Genomic DNA, 14,414 nt, shown 5'->3' on the forward strand with positions numbered 1-14,414 from the left:
CGTGGAGCACTTCCTTCACCGCGTCGTGCCCGGTGGCAGTGACATGTGCGCCTACGATCTCGATGGTCACGGTCTCTCTCTGATCCCGGCTCGTTACCCACCCTTGGTGACACTCGATGGCCGGCGAACGAGTTGGCTCGCCTGCGCTCCCCGATCGGACTCGATCTCGGCGCCCGCACCCCAGAGGAACCCCCCCCCGCCGAGTGCTCGTTCATCGGCGGCACGAACAGCCGCGTGACAAGCGCCCTGACGGCCTCGGCCGGATGGCCCCGAGTCAGCCGACGGTGCCGGCGCTGGGCTGATGGGCGGCGGCCCAGGAGGCGAGGAAGCGCAGAGCTTCATGGGAGGCAGTGCCGGGTTCCGCGGTCAGGACGGTAAGTTGCTGTTCGGGGTCGGTGGGGCAGGCGAGGGTCTCCCAGTCGAGGGTGAGGTCACCGGCTACCGGATGGTGGAAGGCCTTGGTGCCCATGGCGTGATGGGCCACGTCGTGAGCGGCCCACCACTCGCGGAACTGAGGATCGTGGGCGGAGAGTTCCTCGACGAGTTCGTTGAGCCGGGGGTCATCCGGGTTGTCAGCGGCTTCCATACGCAGAAAAGCCACGTTGGTACGGGCGACTTCTTCCCAGTCCGTATACAGATTTCTCATCGCAGGATCGGTGAAAACCAGCCGTACAGAATTACGCTGCTTTTCCGGGATCTGTGAGAAGTCTGTCATCAGGGCCGCGGCGAGAGAATTCCACGCGAGAATGTCCATGCGCCGACCGAGGACGAGTGCGGGGGTGTCGACGAGATTGTCGAGAAGCCGTCGCATCTGCGGACGGACGTTCTGCGCTGCGCGCCGGCGAGGCCGCGCGTTTTCCTTCCCCGCCAGTCCGAGCAGGTAGTCACGCTGGTCGTCGTCCAGGCGCAACACCCGGGCCAGAGTCGTCAGGACCGGGGCGGAGGCTTCTATACGGCCTTGTTCCAGGCGGGTGTAGTACTCGGTACTGATCGCAGCCAGCAACGCTACTTCTTCCCGGCGCAGCCCCGGGACCCGGCGCAGGCTCCCGTTGTCGGGCAGCCCCATCGACTGGGTGCTCAGCTCGGCACGGCGGGCCTTGAGGAAATCCCCCAGCTCGTTGAGGTGTGTGTCCCTGCTCATGCGCGCCACGGTACTGCGGAATCCGCCCCGGCACAGCACGGCTGGGGGGTAGAGATCTCTACCTGGAACATTCATTCCCGGTAGGAAACCCTCCCCTTTGCAGAGGGTTGGCGGGCATGTGACGCTGAATGCGCGACCGGGCAGAAACGAGGCGGCGGCGTCTCAGAAATAGTTGCCCGAGTCTTTCCCGCAATTAACCTGAGAAGCGGAGTTCTGTGATGAAGCACATCTCTCTGGGTGGACTTGATGTCTCTCGGATAGGCCTGGGAGCCATGACCATGGCCGGCACCTACACGACGGGCGGGCGACTCGATGACACCGAGTCGATCCGCACCATCCACCGGGCGCTGGACCTCGGAGTCACCCACATCGACACGGCCGAGATCTACGGTCCCTTCCACAGCGAGGAAATCGTCGGCGAGGCCATCAAGGGTCGGCGTGACGATGTCGTCGTGGCAACGAAGTTCGGTCTCGTCTCCCACACCGGCGGCGGCCCCGGTGCCGTCGACAGCAGCCCCGGAAACGTGAAGGCCGCGGTCGAAGGCTCGCTCAAGCGTCTCGGCACCGACCACATCGACCTCTACTACCAGCACCGCGTCGACCGGAATACCCCCATCGAGGAGACCGTCGGTGCGCTGGCCGAGCTGGTTGCCGAGGGCAAGGTGCGCCACATCGGGCTGTCCGAGGCCGGTCCCGAGACGATCCGCCGGGCACACGCCGTGCATCCAGTGGCCGCGCTGCAGACGGAATACTCATTGTGGACCCGCGACGTCGAGGACGAGATCCTCCCGCTGCTGCGCGAGCTGGGTATCGGATTCGTTCCCTACTCACCCCTCGGGCACGGCCTGCTGACCGGTCAGATCCGCACCGTCGACGACTTCCCCGATGACGACTGGCGCAAGACCAACCCGCGTTTCACCGGTGAGAACTTCCAGCGCAACCTGCGCATCGTCGACGAAGTACAGGCGATCGGCGCCGAGATCGGCGCCACACCCGCCCAGACGGCACTGGCATGGCTGCTGACTCGCGGCGACGACATCGCCCCCATCCCCGGCACCAGGAGGGTCGCACGCGTCGAAGAGAACACCGCCGCCGACGGCATTGAGCTGAGCGCCGCTCAGCTCGACCGCCTGAACAACCTCACGCCGGCCGCGGGCGAGCGCCACGACGAGGCGAACATGGCCAGCATCGACCGCTGACCGCCCGTGCCGCACAGCCGCAGGTGTGGTCTCAGGCCGTGGAGTGTGAGCGACACGAAGCGTGGCAAGGGCAACCCGAGCACGGACTTCGACGGGCGTCCGCTGTGGCTGGACAGCGACAAGCCGACCATCGACGCGGTGGAACGCATCGCGAAGGAGTGGGGCGTGTCGATGGCCACGATCGCGCTTGCCTGGGTGCTGAAGAACCCTGTGGTCGACGCCCCGGTCGTGGGTGCGACCAAGGAGCACTACATGCTGCGCGAGCTCTCCTACTTCTAGTCGCCCCGAACAACTGACCCGCACCCTTGAGAGAAGACCATCATGAGCTCCTGGAGCCGGACACAGCTCCGCGCGATCGCTGAGAACACGGACCTCTTCGTTGCCCCGTTCCGCGAGGACGGCACCACCTACGGCACCCCGACCCAGACCTGGGCTCTCGTCGTCGACGGAAAGGTGTACGTGCGTGCCGCCAACGGACAGCAGTCGAAGTGGTATCAGGCCGCCATCAGCCAGAAGACCGGTCGCGTACGCGTCGCCGGTGAGTTCTACGAAGTCACCTTCGAACCCGCCGACAGCGACATCGACGCCCCTGTGGACGCCGCCTACGAGGCGAAGTATCCGGGCAGTCCCGCCGTCCCGATCATGCAGGGTGAGGGACCGAAGTCGGCGACGGTCCGCATCTCGCCCCGCTGAACCCGTCCGCTGCTCCCCGACTTCATGACGAAGCCCGGCCTCGGGGGTCACACGCAGGGTGTAGCCCTGGCCTCGCCGTACGGCCGCCCCCTCGTCGAGCGCGGCCCGCCCGGCAGGCTCCAGGTCGGCCGAGTGAAGGAAGTCGACGACCTTGCGCGCATGCCGAGGGTGACCAGCAACACCGGGGCGGGGATGTCCTCCTCGACGCCGATGGGAACGGGCAGAAGGCAGGCGACGGCCGCGCGGATCGTGCCGCGGCTGACGCCGTGGTCGCGGGCGAGGGCGGCGATGGAGCCAGTGTCAACGTTCCGGCTTCGGGTCAGGTCGGCGGGTCGGGGTGTATCTGGCGAGCATAGTCTGGACGGCCTGTTCGACGGCGTTGTGGATGTCGGAGGCTGAGGGGTTCCAGTCGGTCAGCAGCATGCGGGGCCACAGGACGTAGTTGGCGATCATGCCGAGGAACTGGTTCGCGGCGCTCGCCGCGTCCGGGACATCAGCGTTGCCCGCCTCGTGCTCGGATTCCAAGTAGTGCTGAACGGAGGTGAAGTAGGGCAGTTTGCCGAGCTGGAACTGCATCCGTCCCAGTTCGGGGAAACGAGGCAGTTCGGCGATGACGATCCGGAACAGGGCTGTCATGCCGGGCTGGCCGACCAGGTCGGCATAGCGGTGGCCGATGGCCGTCAGTCCGGAGCGCAGATCTCCGGTCTGTGGCCGCGCGGCAGCGTCGCCGGCGTCACGCTGCCAGGACTCGGTGACGATGGCCTCGAAGAGGGCTGCCTTGGTGGGGAACCGCTTGAACAGGGTGGACTTCGAGACCCCGGCGGCTTCGGCGATCCGGGCCAGTGAGGTGCCGTCGTAGCCGCGATCCAAGAACAGTTCTGTGGCTGCGGTGGTGATCGCCTCGCGTTTCTGCTGAGCGAGTCTGCGGTGGTGTGCGGAGAGTTCTGCTGCCATGCGGACAGTATGCCGCAGACCCGAGGCGAGTCACTTGACTCGCCTCGATGGTCCTGCTTACGGTACGAGAGAAAGGCGAGTCGAGTGACTCGCATCGTATCTGTGGCGCCGGGTGACTTCCGGTAGCTGCGCGGTGGAGGAACAGTTCATGACGATCGACAAGATCGCTTTGGTGACCGGTGCGAATCGCGGCCTCGGACGTGGCACGGCCATCGCTCTGGCCACCCGCGGGGTGCGGGTCCTGGCCACCCACCGCGGTGATGCGGCCGGGGCTGAGGAGACGGCGGAACAGGTGCGGGCAGTGGGTGGGACTGCCGCTGTTCTCCGGCTCGACATCAGCGACGTTTCCTCTTTCGCGTCCTTCACCTCCGAACTGAGGGAGCAGCTGGAGCGCTGGGGTGCTTCGCGGCTCGACATCTTGGTCAACAACGCGGGAGTGGGGATCTTCGGACCGCTGGAGGACGTCACGATCGACGACTTCGACACGGTGATGGGCACCAACGTCCGGGGCACGTTCTTCCTCGTCCAGTCACTGGTGCCGCTGCTGACCCGAGGCGGGCGCGTCATCAACGTCTCGACGTCACTGACCCGCCACACCAGCCCTGCCACCTCGGTCTACTCCGCCTCGAAGGCCGCCGTCGAAGCCTTGAGCCGCACCCTCGCCGCAGAACTCGGCCCGCGCGGAATCCGGGTCAACTCCATCGCCCCGGGACCGACCGCCACGGATTTCAACGGTGGAGCGATGCGGGACGACGCCGAGATGCGCCAGGTTCTGGCAGGACAGACCGCGCTCGGCCGCGTCGGCGAACCTGAGGAGATCGGCGACGCCATCGCCGTGCTGGCCTCCGAGGGCCTGCGCTGGGTCACCGCCCAGCGCATTGAGGTCTCCGGCGGCGTCCTCCTCTGAGCGACCGGGCGACGGCCTGCAGAGACGCAGGCAACGACGGCCCCGACTCACTCCCAGCCGGTCTCGTCCTCGTCCAGCTCCGGCGCACGTAATGGTGACCGGTCGCCGACCGGCGCGAGGATTCGGCTCGTCGTTCATACCAGACCCGTCGGCCTGTGACCTTGCGATGCGCGCCGTCCAATGGTCAAGGGGTGCCCAGCAGGTCGGTGAGCCGTTGGAGTCGTGTGGCGTCGGGACTGCCTTCGGCGGCGGTGCACACCATGAGCGCGGGACCAGGGTTGCCCGGTATCGGGTAGGCGTCCCAGTCCAGTCTCAGTTCGCCGACCTGGGGGTGGTTGAGGCGCATCTGGCCGCGGGTGGGTTCCGTGACGTCGTGGAGGGCCCACAGGGCCGCGAACTCGTCGCTGCGGACGGCTAGTTCGCCCACCAGCGCGACCGCGCGCGGGTGGCCGGGATCGGCGGCGACCTGGGTCCGCAGCATCCCGATCAGTTCGGCGACGGTGGCCGCCCGGTTCGGACAGGTCCGGTCGGCCTCGGGGCGCAGGAACAGCGCCAGCAGATTCCGCTTCCACTGCGGCTGCCGGGTGAACTCGCCCAGCAGGGCACCGCCGAGCGGATTCCAGGCCAGCACGTCCAGGAACCGGCCCACGACCAGAGCGGGCGAGGTCATCGTGTGCAGCAACCGCCGCGTGGTGTCCGGTACCTCCTCCGGCTCGTAGACGCGCGGCAGTTGGGTCGGGGTACGTGCGGCGGCGGCGAGGCTGTGGAGGTGCCGGGCCTCCTCGGCGGTGAAGTTCAGAGCGCGCGCGAGGGCATCCAGGACCTGTTCGGAGGGGCGGACGTCGCGGCCCTGCTCCATGCGCTGGTAGTAGTCCGAACTCACCCCCGCCAGCAGGGCCAACTCCTCGCGTCGCAGCCCGGCGACGCGCCGCCGCGGGCCGGGCTCCAGCCCAACGTCCTGTGGCCGCAGCCGAGTTCGGCGGGTGCGCAGGAAGTCGGCGAGTTCGCGTCGGGGATCGTCGCTCATGGCACGGGAGGAGTCGGTCACGGCGCCAGTATGCCGCCGGCTCGGTCCGTGAGGGTGGGTCTGCGAGACCCAGGAGAAGGAGAACGACCGTGATGTCGCGTGCGAGGTCCAGCGTTGGATCCACCACAGCCGGTCACGGAAGGAACAGCGACATGAAGGCCGTTCAGATCACGGGTTTCGGTACGGCGGACGTCCTGCGGGTCAACGACGTCGAGCGCCCCGCTCCCGGTGCGGGCCAGGTGCTGGTGTCGGTCGAGGCATCCAGCGTGAACGGGCACGATGTGATCGTCCGCTCGGGAGAGTTGAAGATGGTGTCGGGACGCCGCTTCCCGATCGGCGTGGGACTGGACTTCGCGGGCACCGTCGCTGCGACCGGCGCCGGCATAGAGGGCTACCGGGTCGGGGACCGGGTGTGGGGCATGGTGCATCCCCGTCGACGGCACTCGATGGCCGGGGCGGCCGAGTACGTCGTCGTCTCGGCGGAACGGATCTCGCTCGCCCCGGCGGACCTCTCGGCGGTCGAATCGGCGTCCCTGGTCGTCGCAGGTGCTACGGCGCTGATCGCGCTGCGCGACAGCGTGCACCTCGCGGACGGGGAGCGGGTCCTGGTGCGGGGCGCGGCCGGTGGAGTCGGGACCGCCGCCGTCCAGTTGGCGCACGCCATGGGCGGCCACGTCACCGCGCTGGCCCGTGACCGACACGCCGACCTGCTCACCGACCTCGGCGCCGACGAGGTCCTCGACTACCGTGCCACCGCCTCGGAGCAGATCGGCCCCTTCGACGTCATCGTCGACACCGTAGGCACGGAACTGCACTGCTACCGGAGCCGGTTGACGAAGGGCGGCCGGATGGTCACCGTCGGACTGTCCCCCTCCGCGCTGGCCGCGATCGCCGTCTCCAGCGTCCACGGCGCCCGCCGCATCCGCACCTTCAGCGCCAACCCCGAAACCCCCGTCCTGCGCGATGTGGCCGACCATGTCGCCTCGGGCGCCCTGCGCCCGGTGATCGACAGCGTGTACCCGCTCGCGGATGTCGCCGCCGCACACCAGGCATTCGAGCGCGGAGGGGTCGTGGGCAAGCACGTGGTGACAGTGCCGCGCGGTGTCCTCTGACAGAGCCCGGCTGGGGGTGCGGGGTGCGGTGGCGGCAGAGAGAGGTCGCTCACCGCTCAGTTACCGTCAGTCGATGATGACTACCGGCTTGACGACGGTCTGGTCGCGGCTCCGCATCAGTTCGAGGCCCTTGCCGAGGTTGTCCCAGCCGTGCAGCACGTGAGTCGCGAGCGGCTGGGTGTCGAGCTTGCCGTTCGCGATCAGCAGCCAGAGTCGCTCCATGTAGTCCCGCCCCTGGTTGGCCTGGGCTGCGGTGAGGAACTTCTCCATCACCCCGTAGTTCCAGACATTCATCGGGATGGTCACCGTCTCGTCGTCGAAGAAGCCCGAGACCACCGACACGTGGCCGCCGAACTTCGTGAGCCTCATGGCCGTGCCGACCTGCACGCCACCGGTCAGCGTCATGATCTGCTCCTGGACATCGCCCTTCTTGTAGTCGATGAGGTCGGTCGCCCCGTACTGCGTCGCGAGGGTCATCGTGTTCGGGCGTGAGCCGACGGCGATGATGCAACTCGACCACTTGGAAGCCCGCGGCCAGGCCACGCTTCGCCGCCCCGGCGAAGTCGCACACCAGTTGCTGGATCTCGTCCACCGTCAGTTCGCGCGGCATGGACCGACCGGCGAACGGCTCCGGGCCGGGCGCGACCGCCTTCCAGCCGCCCTCCGCCTCGGGGATGTACCGACCGGTGAGCCAGGGCTTGTCGACGGATGCCTTGCGTCCGGCATGGCAGAGCTGGCTGGCCGGCACCGCCCCGTGGGAACGGATGGCAGCGGTGATACGAGTGAACGCCTGCTGCTGGCGGTCGTTCCACAGCCCCAGGTCCCAGGGAGTGATACGCCCGTCAGGCCGTATCCCGGTCGCCTCGGCCATCACCAGCCCTGCCCCGCCGGCAGCCCGGATGGACAGGTGGGCGAGGTGGAAGTCGGTCGGCACTCCGGTCTGCGGCCCATCCGAGGCGGCGGAGGCTGTGCCGCATTGCGTCGGCCGTCGCAGGCTCGCCTTGTGATGGCGTGGTCAGGAGGCAGCGTCGGGTGCGGGCTGCTGGCGGCTCGTGGCCCAGGAGGCGAGGATGCGCAGCGCATCGTGGGAAGGGGTACCCGGTCGGGCAGTCAGCACGACGAGTTGCTGCTCGGCGTCGATGCTGGCGGTGAGGGTGTCCCAGTCGAGAGTCAGGTCGCCCGCCACGGGGTGGCGGAACGTCTTGGTGCCCATCGTGCGGGCGGCGACGTGGTGGTCGCCCCACCAGCGGCGGAAGTGCGAGTCCTGCACGGACAGCTCTCCCACGAGGGCTGCCAGCCGGGGATCGTCGGGATACTTGGCGGCCTGCATCCGCAGCTGCGCCACGGTGGTGTGCGCGACCTCCTCCCAGTCCGTGTACAGCGTCCTCATCGCGGGATCGGTGAAAAGAATCCGTGTGTGGTTTCTTTTCTTCTCCGGAATTTCCGCGTAATCGCTCATCAGGGCGGCGGCGAGGGAATTCCAGGCGAGGATGTCCGTACGGCGGCCCAGAACAATGGCGGGGGTGTCGATCAGATTGTCCAGGAGGCGTTGCAGCGTCGGCTGCACTTTCTGCACGGCGCGGCGGCGAGGCCGGGCCTGGTACTTGCCGGCAAGTTCGAAGAGGTAGTCCCGTTGGGCGTCGTCGAGACGTAGTACCTGCGCCAGAGTGGACAGCACCGGCCCTGATGCCTGTATGCGACCCTGCTCAAGGCGCGTGTAGTACTCGGTGCTGATGGCGGCGAGCTGAGCTACTTCCTCACGGCGCAGTCCCTTGACCCGCCTCAGGCCGCCCGTCTCGGGCAGCCCCACGGCGCGGGGGCTCAGTTCGGCCCGGCGGGCCTTGAGGAACTCGCCCAGCTCGTTGAGATGCGCGTTGCGAGTCATAGCGGCCAGTGTGGCACCGAATGAACCGAAAATGGGGGGTAAGGATTTATACCTGGAACCTTTCATACGGGTAAGGAATTCTCCCCTTGCGGATGCGCGTGAAGGTGCCAAAGTCGATGACGTAGCACACCGCACAAATCCGGGTGCCGGATTCGGCATCTGAAAGGAACCCTCATGAGCAAGGTCATTCTCGTCACCGGCGCCGGACGCGGTCTGGGCACCGACATCGCCCGCGAAGCCCTCAAGGCGGGCCACCAGGTCGTCGCCACCGGACGGCGCCCCGAAGAGGTGGAGAAGACCCTCGGTGGACCGCAGGACAATCTGCTGGTCACCAAGCTCGACGTCACCAGCCTTGAAGACGCACAGGCCGCCGTTGAGGCGGCCGTCGACCGCTTCGGCCGCATCGACGTCCTCATCAACAACGCCGGGAATTTCTTCGCCGGCTACTTCGAAGAGATCACGCCCGACCAGATGCGCCAGCAGATCGAGACCAACCTCTTCGGGCCCATGAACGTCACCCGCGCTGTCCTGCCCGTCCTGCGCAAGCAGCGCGCCGGCCACGTCATCACCCTCTCCTCCTCCGCCGGCATCATCGGGCAGGAGTTCTGTGTCGCCTACGCCGCCTCCAAGTTCGGCGTCGAGGGCTGGATGGAGTCGCTGCGCTACGACGTCGAGCCGTACAACATCCACACCACGGTCGTGGAACCCGGCTTCTTCCGCACCGAGTTGCTCGTCGACGGCTCCACCATCTGGCCCTCGCCGACCATCGACGACTACGCCGAGCGCACCACCGCCACGGTCGCCGCCTGGAAGAGCATGAACGGTCAGCAGACCGGCGACCCCGCCAAGCTCGCCCGCGCCCTGCTTGCCATCGCCGACCAGGACAAGCCCCTGCAGCGCTTCGTCGCCGGCGCCGACGCCATCGAAGGCGTCAAGGCCAAGGCCAACGAACTCCTCGCTCAGGCCGAAGCCTCCCGCGAACTCGGCGGCAGCCTCGCCCACGACGACACATCCGCCTGAAAACCGCGGGCTGTCGCCTGAACAGCGGCAGCGGCACTCTTCGAAGAAGTCATGATGGAGATCCTCAGCCAGCCGCCGTCCGCAAAAAGCCCCGCGAACATGTTCACTGGTGACGTCTGGTTCGACGTCATCTACCAGGGTCAGGAGCCCTCGCGGGCAACGCTGGTGTGCAGGCACCGCCCAGTGACGCGGCCGACGACCTCGCCGAGAACTTCGACCACGTGAACCCGGTCAACCTGCGCGGCATCGGGGCAAGCATGAAGCACGAGACTCCCATGGCCGCAGACATGGTCGAGAATCAGGCCGACGCCATGGCAGAGATCATGAAAGATCAGTCGAATCCACCGCATCGCCCATCGAGTTCCGACTCTGCGTCATTGGGGGATGGCGAGCAGGACCCGGCCACGGCCTCCGGTGTCGACGCGGTCGTGGGCCTTGGCGATGTCCTCCAGCGGGTAGCGGTCGCCAACATCGACGCTCAGGGCGCCGACAGCGGCCGCGGAGGTCAGGTCGCGGGTCGCCTGGCTTCTGGCCTCAGTCGGGAAGTCGTCACTGCCAAGCAGCCGCAGGGTGACGTTGTTGAACAGCAGAGGCCAGAATGGGATCTCAGTGCGGTCGGTGCGAGTGGCGTAGGCCGCGATCACGGCGTTGTTCGCGGCGACGGCGTTGTCGAGGTCGGCATTGTCCGACAGCGCCACCTCGATGATCCGGTCGACGCCCTGGGGTGCGTACGCACGGATCGCCGCTGCCGGATCCTCCTGGTCCAGGGCGACAGCATGGGATACAACGGCCGGGTCGACGCGGTCGAGGTCCGCACCATGGCGGACGGTGGCCAGCACGTCGGCGCCTGCCCAGCGGGCGAGCTGGGCTGCCAGGGAGCCCACACCTCCGAGGACGCCGTGCACGAGCACGAGCTTTCCCTCGACCGGCCCGTCGGCGAAGACGGTGCGGTGGGCGGTGATCCCGGGGATGCCCAGGCTCGCGCCGAGTTCGTCACTCAGGTGGTCGGGCAGGAGCACGGCCTGGTTGTCGGGTACGACGGTGTACTGGGCGGCGGTGCCGAAGGGCCTGTAGGACTGGGCTCCGTACACCCAGACCCGCTGGCCGAGTCGGCGGGCGTCGACCCCGTTGCCGACCGCGTCGATGACGCCGACGGCGTCGCTGTGCGGGATCACCCGCGGGTAGGGCATGGACGAGCCGAGCCAGCCGCGCCGCTTCTTGGTGTCGCCCGGGTTGACGCCCGAGAGGGTGACACGAACGCGGACCTCGCCGGTGCCGGGCTGAGGATCGGGCAGTTCGCCGACGCGCAGGACGTCGACCGCGGGACCTTGTTCGTCGTACCAGGACGCAAGCATGGGCAGGTACCTCCGGGGCCGGTCAGCTCGCGGGTGCTTCGAGCCTAGGGGGATCGTTGTCGGTGCGCGCTGCGGGCGGCTCCTCGCCGAGAGCCTCCTGCAGCCAGGCACGTTCGGCCGTGCTGATCGCACGGGCGGTGAGCAGCATTCCGCGGCGGTAGGGATCGGCGACCGCCTCGGCGCGCAGCGGCCTCTCGCCGTCGTAGAAGAAACTCGCCGGCTCCTCCAGGAACTCCAGTCGTCTGCGGAGCACCGCGTGCTGCTCGGCCACGTCGGGCAGGTGGGAGAGGAAGGCCAGGAGGGTGAAGAACCGGGTGAAGTCGGTGATCTCGTGGTCGGCCGGCTTGCGGAGGCGTCCGAGCAGCTCGGTGTGCCCGGCCTCGGTCAGGCTCAGCACATACCTCGCACCACCTGCGGATGGGTCGGCGCGCCGCTCCAGCAGGCCCGCCTTCGCGAGGCGGTTGATCGCCGGGTAGAGGCTGCCGTCGCTGACCGGCCGCGTGTATCCGGTCAGCTGCGAGACGCGGCGGCGCAGCTCGTGCCCCGGCAGGTGTCCCTCGGCCAGGAAGCCCAGGATCGCTAGTTCCAGCATGGCTCCATCATCACACGACCTGCATCGAATCGATGTGCACATCGATTCGATGCTACGGTGTAGATCCTGATCGACTCTTCTGGCCGGGGCCACCTCGCCCGGCCGCACCGGGACGCCCGTGACGACCACGGCTCAGCTGTGGGCGGGCAGTTGACCCTGGAGCGCAGGCCGCCGAGGAGCCGGTTCGCAGGCCACCGTCCGGTGTGGTGGGCCGTCGCCTCGTCGTGGTCGGTTCACCGGCTGTACCACTGCCACTTCTCGTCCTGTGCGAGGCGCCTCGCACAGGACGCGCGTCCGTAGAGGTAGGCCGTCTCCGGATCCCCTCGAAGGCGTGCGGAACCCTGGCCGCCGAACGCAAGGAAGGTGCCCGCATCCGCAGCGAGAGGGCATCCGCTGGGGCGGATACCCTCTCCTCGCCGCAGCCCTGACGCCCCGGCGAGCCTGTGCCGTCGGCGCGCTAGACGGCGGTGCGTCCTGCGTCGGCGGCGAGGGTGGCGCCGGTGAGGTAGCTCGCGCGGTCCGAGGCGAGGAAGAGGATCACCTCGGCGATCTCCCGCGGAGTCGCGAGCCGGCCGAGCACGGTGGTCTTCGCGACCTGCTCGGCGCCCTCCTCTCCCATGGTGGCCAGGACCATGTCGGTCCGCGTCGGGCCTGGCGCGACGGTGTTCACGCGCACGCCGGCCGGACTGAACTCGGCCGCCCAGGTACGCGTCAGCGACTCCAGCGCGGCCTTGGTGGCGCTGTAGACGGACAGCCCGGGCATGCCGATCCGGGCGGCCATGGTGCTGACGTTGACGATGCTGCCGGAGCCCTTGGCGATCATGGCGGGTACCAGGGCCGCGGTGAGCAGGTACGGCGCGCGGACGTTGGCCGCAAGGCTCTCGTCGAGCGTGTCGGGGTCCTGGTCCACGGTCGGCGCCCCGGGGAAGATCGCGGCGTTGTTGACCAGGATGTCGACGGGTCCGGCCGCTTCGGCGAGGTGGCGCAGCGCGGCCGGGTCGGTGAGGTCGGCGGCGACGAAGCGTGCCTTGCCGCCGGTGTCCGTGATCGACCGCACGGTCGCGGCGCCGCGTTCGGCGTTGCGGCCGGAGACGATCACCTCGGCGCCGGCTGCGGCCATCAGCCGGGCCGTTTCGGCGCCGATGCCGCCCGTCGAGCCGGTGATGAGGGCGACCTTGTCGGAGAGCTCCATGCCGGGTCCTTCCAGGAATCCGGCCGCGCACGGCGGCTGGAATGGGTTAGGTGACCCACAATGGTGCGAGAAAAATGGGTTGTCCAATCCAGAATCTGTTAGCGTTGCGCGTATGACTACCGAGGCGCGGCGGCCCGCCGAGAAGAAGTTGACCCGCAAGGGGCAGGAGACCCGGCGCCGGATCGTGGCCGCCGCCGCACAGCTCATGTACGAGCGGGGCGTGACCGAGGCGACGCTGGAGGACGTGCGGGCGGCCGCCGGGGTGAGCGGCTCGCAGATCTACCACTACTTCGCCGACAAGCAGGAACTGCTGCTGGCCGTGATCGAGTTCCAGACCGAGGCCGTGCTCGACATGCAGAAGCCGCTCTTCGCCGGGCTCGACACTATGGAAGGCCTACGGCAGTGGCGGGACGCGCTGGTGGAATACCAGCTCCGGCTGCAGTGCCGCGGCGGCTGCCCGATCGGTTCCCTGGGCAGCGAGGTCGCCGAGACCAACCCCGAGGCACGGCTCGCCGCAGCCAGCGGCTTCCTGCGCTGGGAGTCGGCGATCCGTAACGGCCTCCAGACGATGCACGACCGCGGTGAACTCGACGCCGACCCCGACGACCTCGCCCTCGCCACGCTCGCCGCGCTCCAGGGCGGCCTGCTGCTCACCCAACTGCAGCGCCAGGTCAGGCCGTTGGAGGTGGCGCTGGACGCCATGCTCGACCACATCGAAGATCGCACGAGGACCGCGGAAGAACGGCGTACACGTACGCCCGGCCCGTCCAGCGTCGTCACCTAGGGACGGGTGCCGCCGGCGTACCGGCCTCATCGCCACGCTCGCCGCGATCGACGGTCAGGGGCAGGTCTCGATGGAAGACGGCCATGGGTCGACCGGGGCCGTTGTACTCGTCGACGATCTTCGTGTCGAAGCCGAGGCTGCGATGGAACGCGATCGAGCCGGTGTTCCCGACCGACGTGATCGCCTTCAACCGCCGCGCACCTTGACGTTCCGCCGCTTCGGCGAACGCCGTGTAAAGGTCACGCCCGAGACCGGTGCCGCGGGTGTCGTCGCGTGTGGCGATCAGATGCACGTAGCCGGTGCCGTCCGGGGTGACGAACCCGAAGACGTACCCACGGATTCCGTCCTCGGCCCGGGCGACCAGACAGGTGGAACCGAACTCCTGGACCAGTGCCAGCAGATGCAGCGACCGAAGGTCGCGTTCGCCCCAGTACCGGGGGTGGTCGGCCAGGACTTGGTGGAAGTCGCCCACTTGGGCCGGTGCGATGTGTATCCCCATGGTGACGATCATGGCAGGCGCCGTCGCGCTCGACGGGGCTCACCGATTCGCCGG

General features: G+C 68.2%; 16 protein-coding genes and 3 pseudogenes. 9 read left to right on the forward strand and 10 right to left on the reverse strand.

All coding sequences use genetic code 11. The annotated features are described in order from the left end of the window. Window positions 1–123: 123 nt before the first annotated feature. Window positions 124–378, forward strand: a pseudogene (locus ACWDR3_RS10965) (hypothetical protein); the annotation flags it as partial. Here the strand turns inward: ACWDR3_RS10965 and ACWDR3_RS10970 are convergent. Continuing rightward, a complete protein-coding gene (locus ACWDR3_RS10970) occupies window positions 275–1,141 on the reverse strand; it encodes a helix-turn-helix domain-containing protein (protein WP_450352161.1) in 867 nt (288 codons plus the stop codon). The pseudogene ACWDR3_RS10965 and the gene ACWDR3_RS10970 sit on opposite strands and share 104 nt — an antisense overlap. 218 nt (window positions 1,142–1,359) lie before the next feature. On the opposite strand from ACWDR3_RS10970, the gene ACWDR3_RS10975 reads away from it, so the two are divergent. Genes ACWDR3_RS10975 through ACWDR3_RS10985 form a run of 3 tightly spaced genes read left to right on the forward strand, consistent with a single transcriptional unit; the run spans window position 1,360 to window position 3,033 of the window. Beyond that, window positions 1,360–2,340 (forward strand): aldo/keto reductase, encoded by a 981-nt coding sequence (locus ACWDR3_RS10975; RefSeq protein WP_450352162.1) that lies wholly within the window; start codon window positions 1,360–1,362, stop codon window positions 2,338–2,340. 45 nt (window positions 2,341–2,385) lie between these two features. Further along, entirely contained in the window at window positions 2,386–2,619 is a 234-nt protein-coding gene (locus ACWDR3_RS10980; RefSeq protein ID WP_450352163.1) for an aldo/keto reductase, read from the forward strand. 42 nt (window positions 2,620–2,661) lie between these two features. Next, a complete protein-coding gene (locus ACWDR3_RS10985) occupies window positions 2,662–3,033 on the forward strand; it encodes a DUF2255 family protein (RefSeq protein ID WP_450352164.1) in 372 nt (123 codons plus the stop codon). A gap of 300 nt (window positions 3,034–3,333) precedes the next feature. Here the strand turns inward: ACWDR3_RS10985 and ACWDR3_RS10990 are convergent, their stop codons facing one another. Beyond that, window positions 3,334–3,987: a TetR/AcrR family transcriptional regulator gene (locus tag ACWDR3_RS10990; protein WP_450352165.1), complete on the reverse strand. Its 654-nt coding sequence runs from the start codon at window positions 3,985–3,987 to the stop codon at window positions 3,334–3,336. Between the two features lie 148 nt (window positions 3,988–4,135). Between ACWDR3_RS10990 and ACWDR3_RS10995 the strand changes: the two genes are divergently transcribed. Continuing rightward, entirely contained in the window at window positions 4,136–4,894 is a 759-nt protein-coding gene (locus tag ACWDR3_RS10995; RefSeq protein WP_450352166.1) for an SDR family NAD(P)-dependent oxidoreductase, read from the forward strand. 184 nt (window positions 4,895–5,078) lie between these two features. Here ACWDR3_RS10995 and ACWDR3_RS11000 read toward each other — a convergent pair whose 3' ends face one another. Then, on the reverse strand, window positions 5,079–5,921 hold the full coding sequence (locus ACWDR3_RS11000; RefSeq protein ID WP_450352211.1) for a helix-turn-helix transcriptional regulator: 843 nt from the start codon (window positions 5,919–5,921) through the stop codon (window positions 5,079–5,081). A gap of 152 nt (window positions 5,922–6,073) precedes the next feature. On the opposite strand from ACWDR3_RS11000, the gene ACWDR3_RS11005 reads away from it, so the two are divergent. Then, window positions 6,074–7,033, forward strand: coding sequence for an NADP-dependent oxidoreductase (locus ACWDR3_RS11005; protein ID WP_450352167.1), 960 nt, complete (start codon window positions 6,074–6,076; stop codon window positions 7,031–7,033). A 66-nt stretch (window positions 7,034–7,099) separates the two neighbouring features. Here the strand turns inward: ACWDR3_RS11005 and ACWDR3_RS11010 are convergent, their stop codons facing one another. From ACWDR3_RS11010 to ACWDR3_RS11020, 3 genes and pseudogenes are all read right to left on the reverse strand, one after another. Then, on the reverse strand, window positions 7,100–7,510 hold the full coding sequence (locus tag ACWDR3_RS11010; RefSeq protein WP_450352168.1) for a hypothetical protein: 411 nt from the start codon (window positions 7,508–7,510) through the stop codon (window positions 7,100–7,102). Between the two features lie 27 nt (window positions 7,511–7,537). After that, window positions 7,538–7,997, reverse strand: a pseudogene (locus ACWDR3_RS11015) (oxidoreductase); the annotation flags it as partial. Between the two features lie 51 nt (window positions 7,998–8,048). Continuing rightward, window positions 8,049–8,918, reverse strand: a complete 870-nt coding sequence (locus ACWDR3_RS11020) for a helix-turn-helix domain-containing protein (protein WP_450352169.1) — start codon at window positions 8,916–8,918, stop codon at window positions 8,049–8,051. Between the two features lie 174 nt (window positions 8,919–9,092). Between ACWDR3_RS11020 and ACWDR3_RS11025 the strand changes: the two genes are divergently transcribed. Further along, on the forward strand, window positions 9,093–9,938 hold the full coding sequence (locus ACWDR3_RS11025) for an SDR family oxidoreductase (RefSeq protein ID WP_450352170.1): 846 nt from the start codon (window positions 9,093–9,095) through the stop codon (window positions 9,936–9,938). Between the two features lie 158 nt (window positions 9,939–10,096). Next, window positions 10,097–10,207 (forward strand): annotated as a pseudogene (locus ACWDR3_RS11030) (oxidoreductase); the annotation flags it as partial. Between the two features lie 105 nt (window positions 10,208–10,312). Here ACWDR3_RS11030 and ACWDR3_RS11035 read toward each other — a convergent pair. The 3 genes from ACWDR3_RS11035 to ACWDR3_RS11045 form a co-directional block, all read right to left on the reverse strand. Next, a complete protein-coding gene (locus tag ACWDR3_RS11035; protein WP_450352171.1) occupies window positions 10,313–11,293 on the reverse strand; it encodes an NADPH:quinone reductase in 981 nt (326 codons plus the stop codon). A 22-nt stretch (window positions 11,294–11,315) separates the two neighbouring features. Beyond that, the gene (locus ACWDR3_RS11040) at window positions 11,316–11,885 is read right to left on the reverse strand and encodes a PadR family transcriptional regulator (RefSeq protein WP_450352172.1); all 570 of its coding nucleotides are present in this window, start codon (window positions 11,883–11,885) and stop codon (window positions 11,316–11,318) included. A 457-nt stretch (window positions 11,886–12,342) separates the two neighbouring features. Next, window positions 12,343–13,077, reverse strand: coding sequence for an SDR family NAD(P)-dependent oxidoreductase (locus tag ACWDR3_RS11045; RefSeq protein WP_450352173.1), 735 nt, complete (start codon window positions 13,075–13,077; stop codon window positions 12,343–12,345). A 112-nt stretch (window positions 13,078–13,189) separates the two neighbouring features. On the opposite strand from ACWDR3_RS11045, the gene ACWDR3_RS11050 reads away from it, so the two are divergent. Further along, window positions 13,190–13,861: a TetR/AcrR family transcriptional regulator gene (locus ACWDR3_RS11050; protein ID WP_450352174.1), complete on the forward strand. Its 672-nt coding sequence runs from the start codon at window positions 13,190–13,192 to the stop codon at window positions 13,859–13,861. Here the strand turns inward: ACWDR3_RS11050 and ACWDR3_RS11055 are convergent. Beyond that, entirely contained in the window at window positions 13,854–14,372 is a 519-nt protein-coding gene (locus tag ACWDR3_RS11055; protein WP_450352175.1) for an N-acetyltransferase family protein, read from the reverse strand. The genes ACWDR3_RS11050 and ACWDR3_RS11055 overlap by 8 nt on opposite strands. Window positions 14,373–14,414: the final 42 nt, after the last annotated feature.

Source organism: Streptomyces sp. NPDC001002 (assembly GCF_053599215.1).

What these genes read in the sequence shown, in the direction of transcription:
- ACWDR3_RS11040 (WP_450352172.1), bottom strand. Translation starts at nt 11,885, where the DNA reads ATGCTGGAACTAGCGATCCTGGGCTTCCTGGCCGAGGGACACCTGCCG.
- ACWDR3_RS11055 (WP_450352175.1), bottom strand. Translation starts at nt 14,372, where the DNA reads ATGATCGTCACCATGGGGATACACATCGCACCGGCCCAAGTGGGCGAC.
- ACWDR3_RS10985 (WP_450352164.1), top strand. Translation starts at nt 2,662, where the DNA reads ATGAGCTCCTGGAGCCGGACACAGCTCCGCGCGATCGCTGAGAACACG.
- ACWDR3_RS10970 (WP_450352161.1), bottom strand. Translation starts at nt 1,141, where the DNA reads ATGAGCAGGGACACACACCTCAACGAGCTGGGGGATTTCCTCAAGGCC.
- ACWDR3_RS10995 (WP_450352166.1), top strand. Translation starts at nt 4,136, where the DNA reads ATGACGATCGACAAGATCGCTTTGGTGACCGGTGCGAATCGCGGCCTC.
- ACWDR3_RS11000 (WP_450352211.1), bottom strand. Translation starts at nt 5,921, where the DNA reads ATGAGCGACGATCCCCGACGCGAACTCGCCGACTTCCTGCGCACCCGC.
- ACWDR3_RS11025 (WP_450352170.1), top strand. Translation starts at nt 9,093, where the DNA reads ATGAGCAAGGTCATTCTCGTCACCGGCGCCGGACGCGGTCTGGGCACC.
- ACWDR3_RS11035 (WP_450352171.1), bottom strand. Translation starts at nt 11,293, where the DNA reads ATGCTTGCGTCCTGGTACGACGAACAAGGTCCCGCGGTCGACGTCCTG.
- ACWDR3_RS11050 (WP_450352174.1), top strand. Translation starts at nt 13,190, where the DNA reads ATGACTACCGAGGCGCGGCGGCCCGCCGAGAAGAAGTTGACCCGCAAG.
- ACWDR3_RS11020 (WP_450352169.1), bottom strand. Translation starts at nt 8,918, where the DNA reads ATGACTCGCAACGCGCATCTCAACGAGCTGGGCGAGTTCCTCAAGGCC.
- ACWDR3_RS11005 (WP_450352167.1), top strand. Translation starts at nt 6,074, where the DNA reads ATGAAGGCCGTTCAGATCACGGGTTTCGGTACGGCGGACGTCCTGCGG.
- ACWDR3_RS11010 (WP_450352168.1), bottom strand. Translation starts at nt 7,510, where the DNA reads ATGACCCTCGCGACGCAGTACGGGGCGACCGACCTCATCGACTACAAG.
- ACWDR3_RS10990 (WP_450352165.1), bottom strand. Translation starts at nt 3,987, where the DNA reads ATGGCAGCAGAACTCTCCGCACACCACCGCAGACTCGCTCAGCAGAAA.
- ACWDR3_RS10975 (WP_450352162.1), top strand. Translation starts at nt 1,360, where the DNA reads ATGAAGCACATCTCTCTGGGTGGACTTGATGTCTCTCGGATAGGCCTG.
- ACWDR3_RS11045 (WP_450352173.1), bottom strand. Translation starts at nt 13,077, where the DNA reads ATGGAGCTCTCCGACAAGGTCGCCCTCATCACCGGCTCGACGGGCGGC.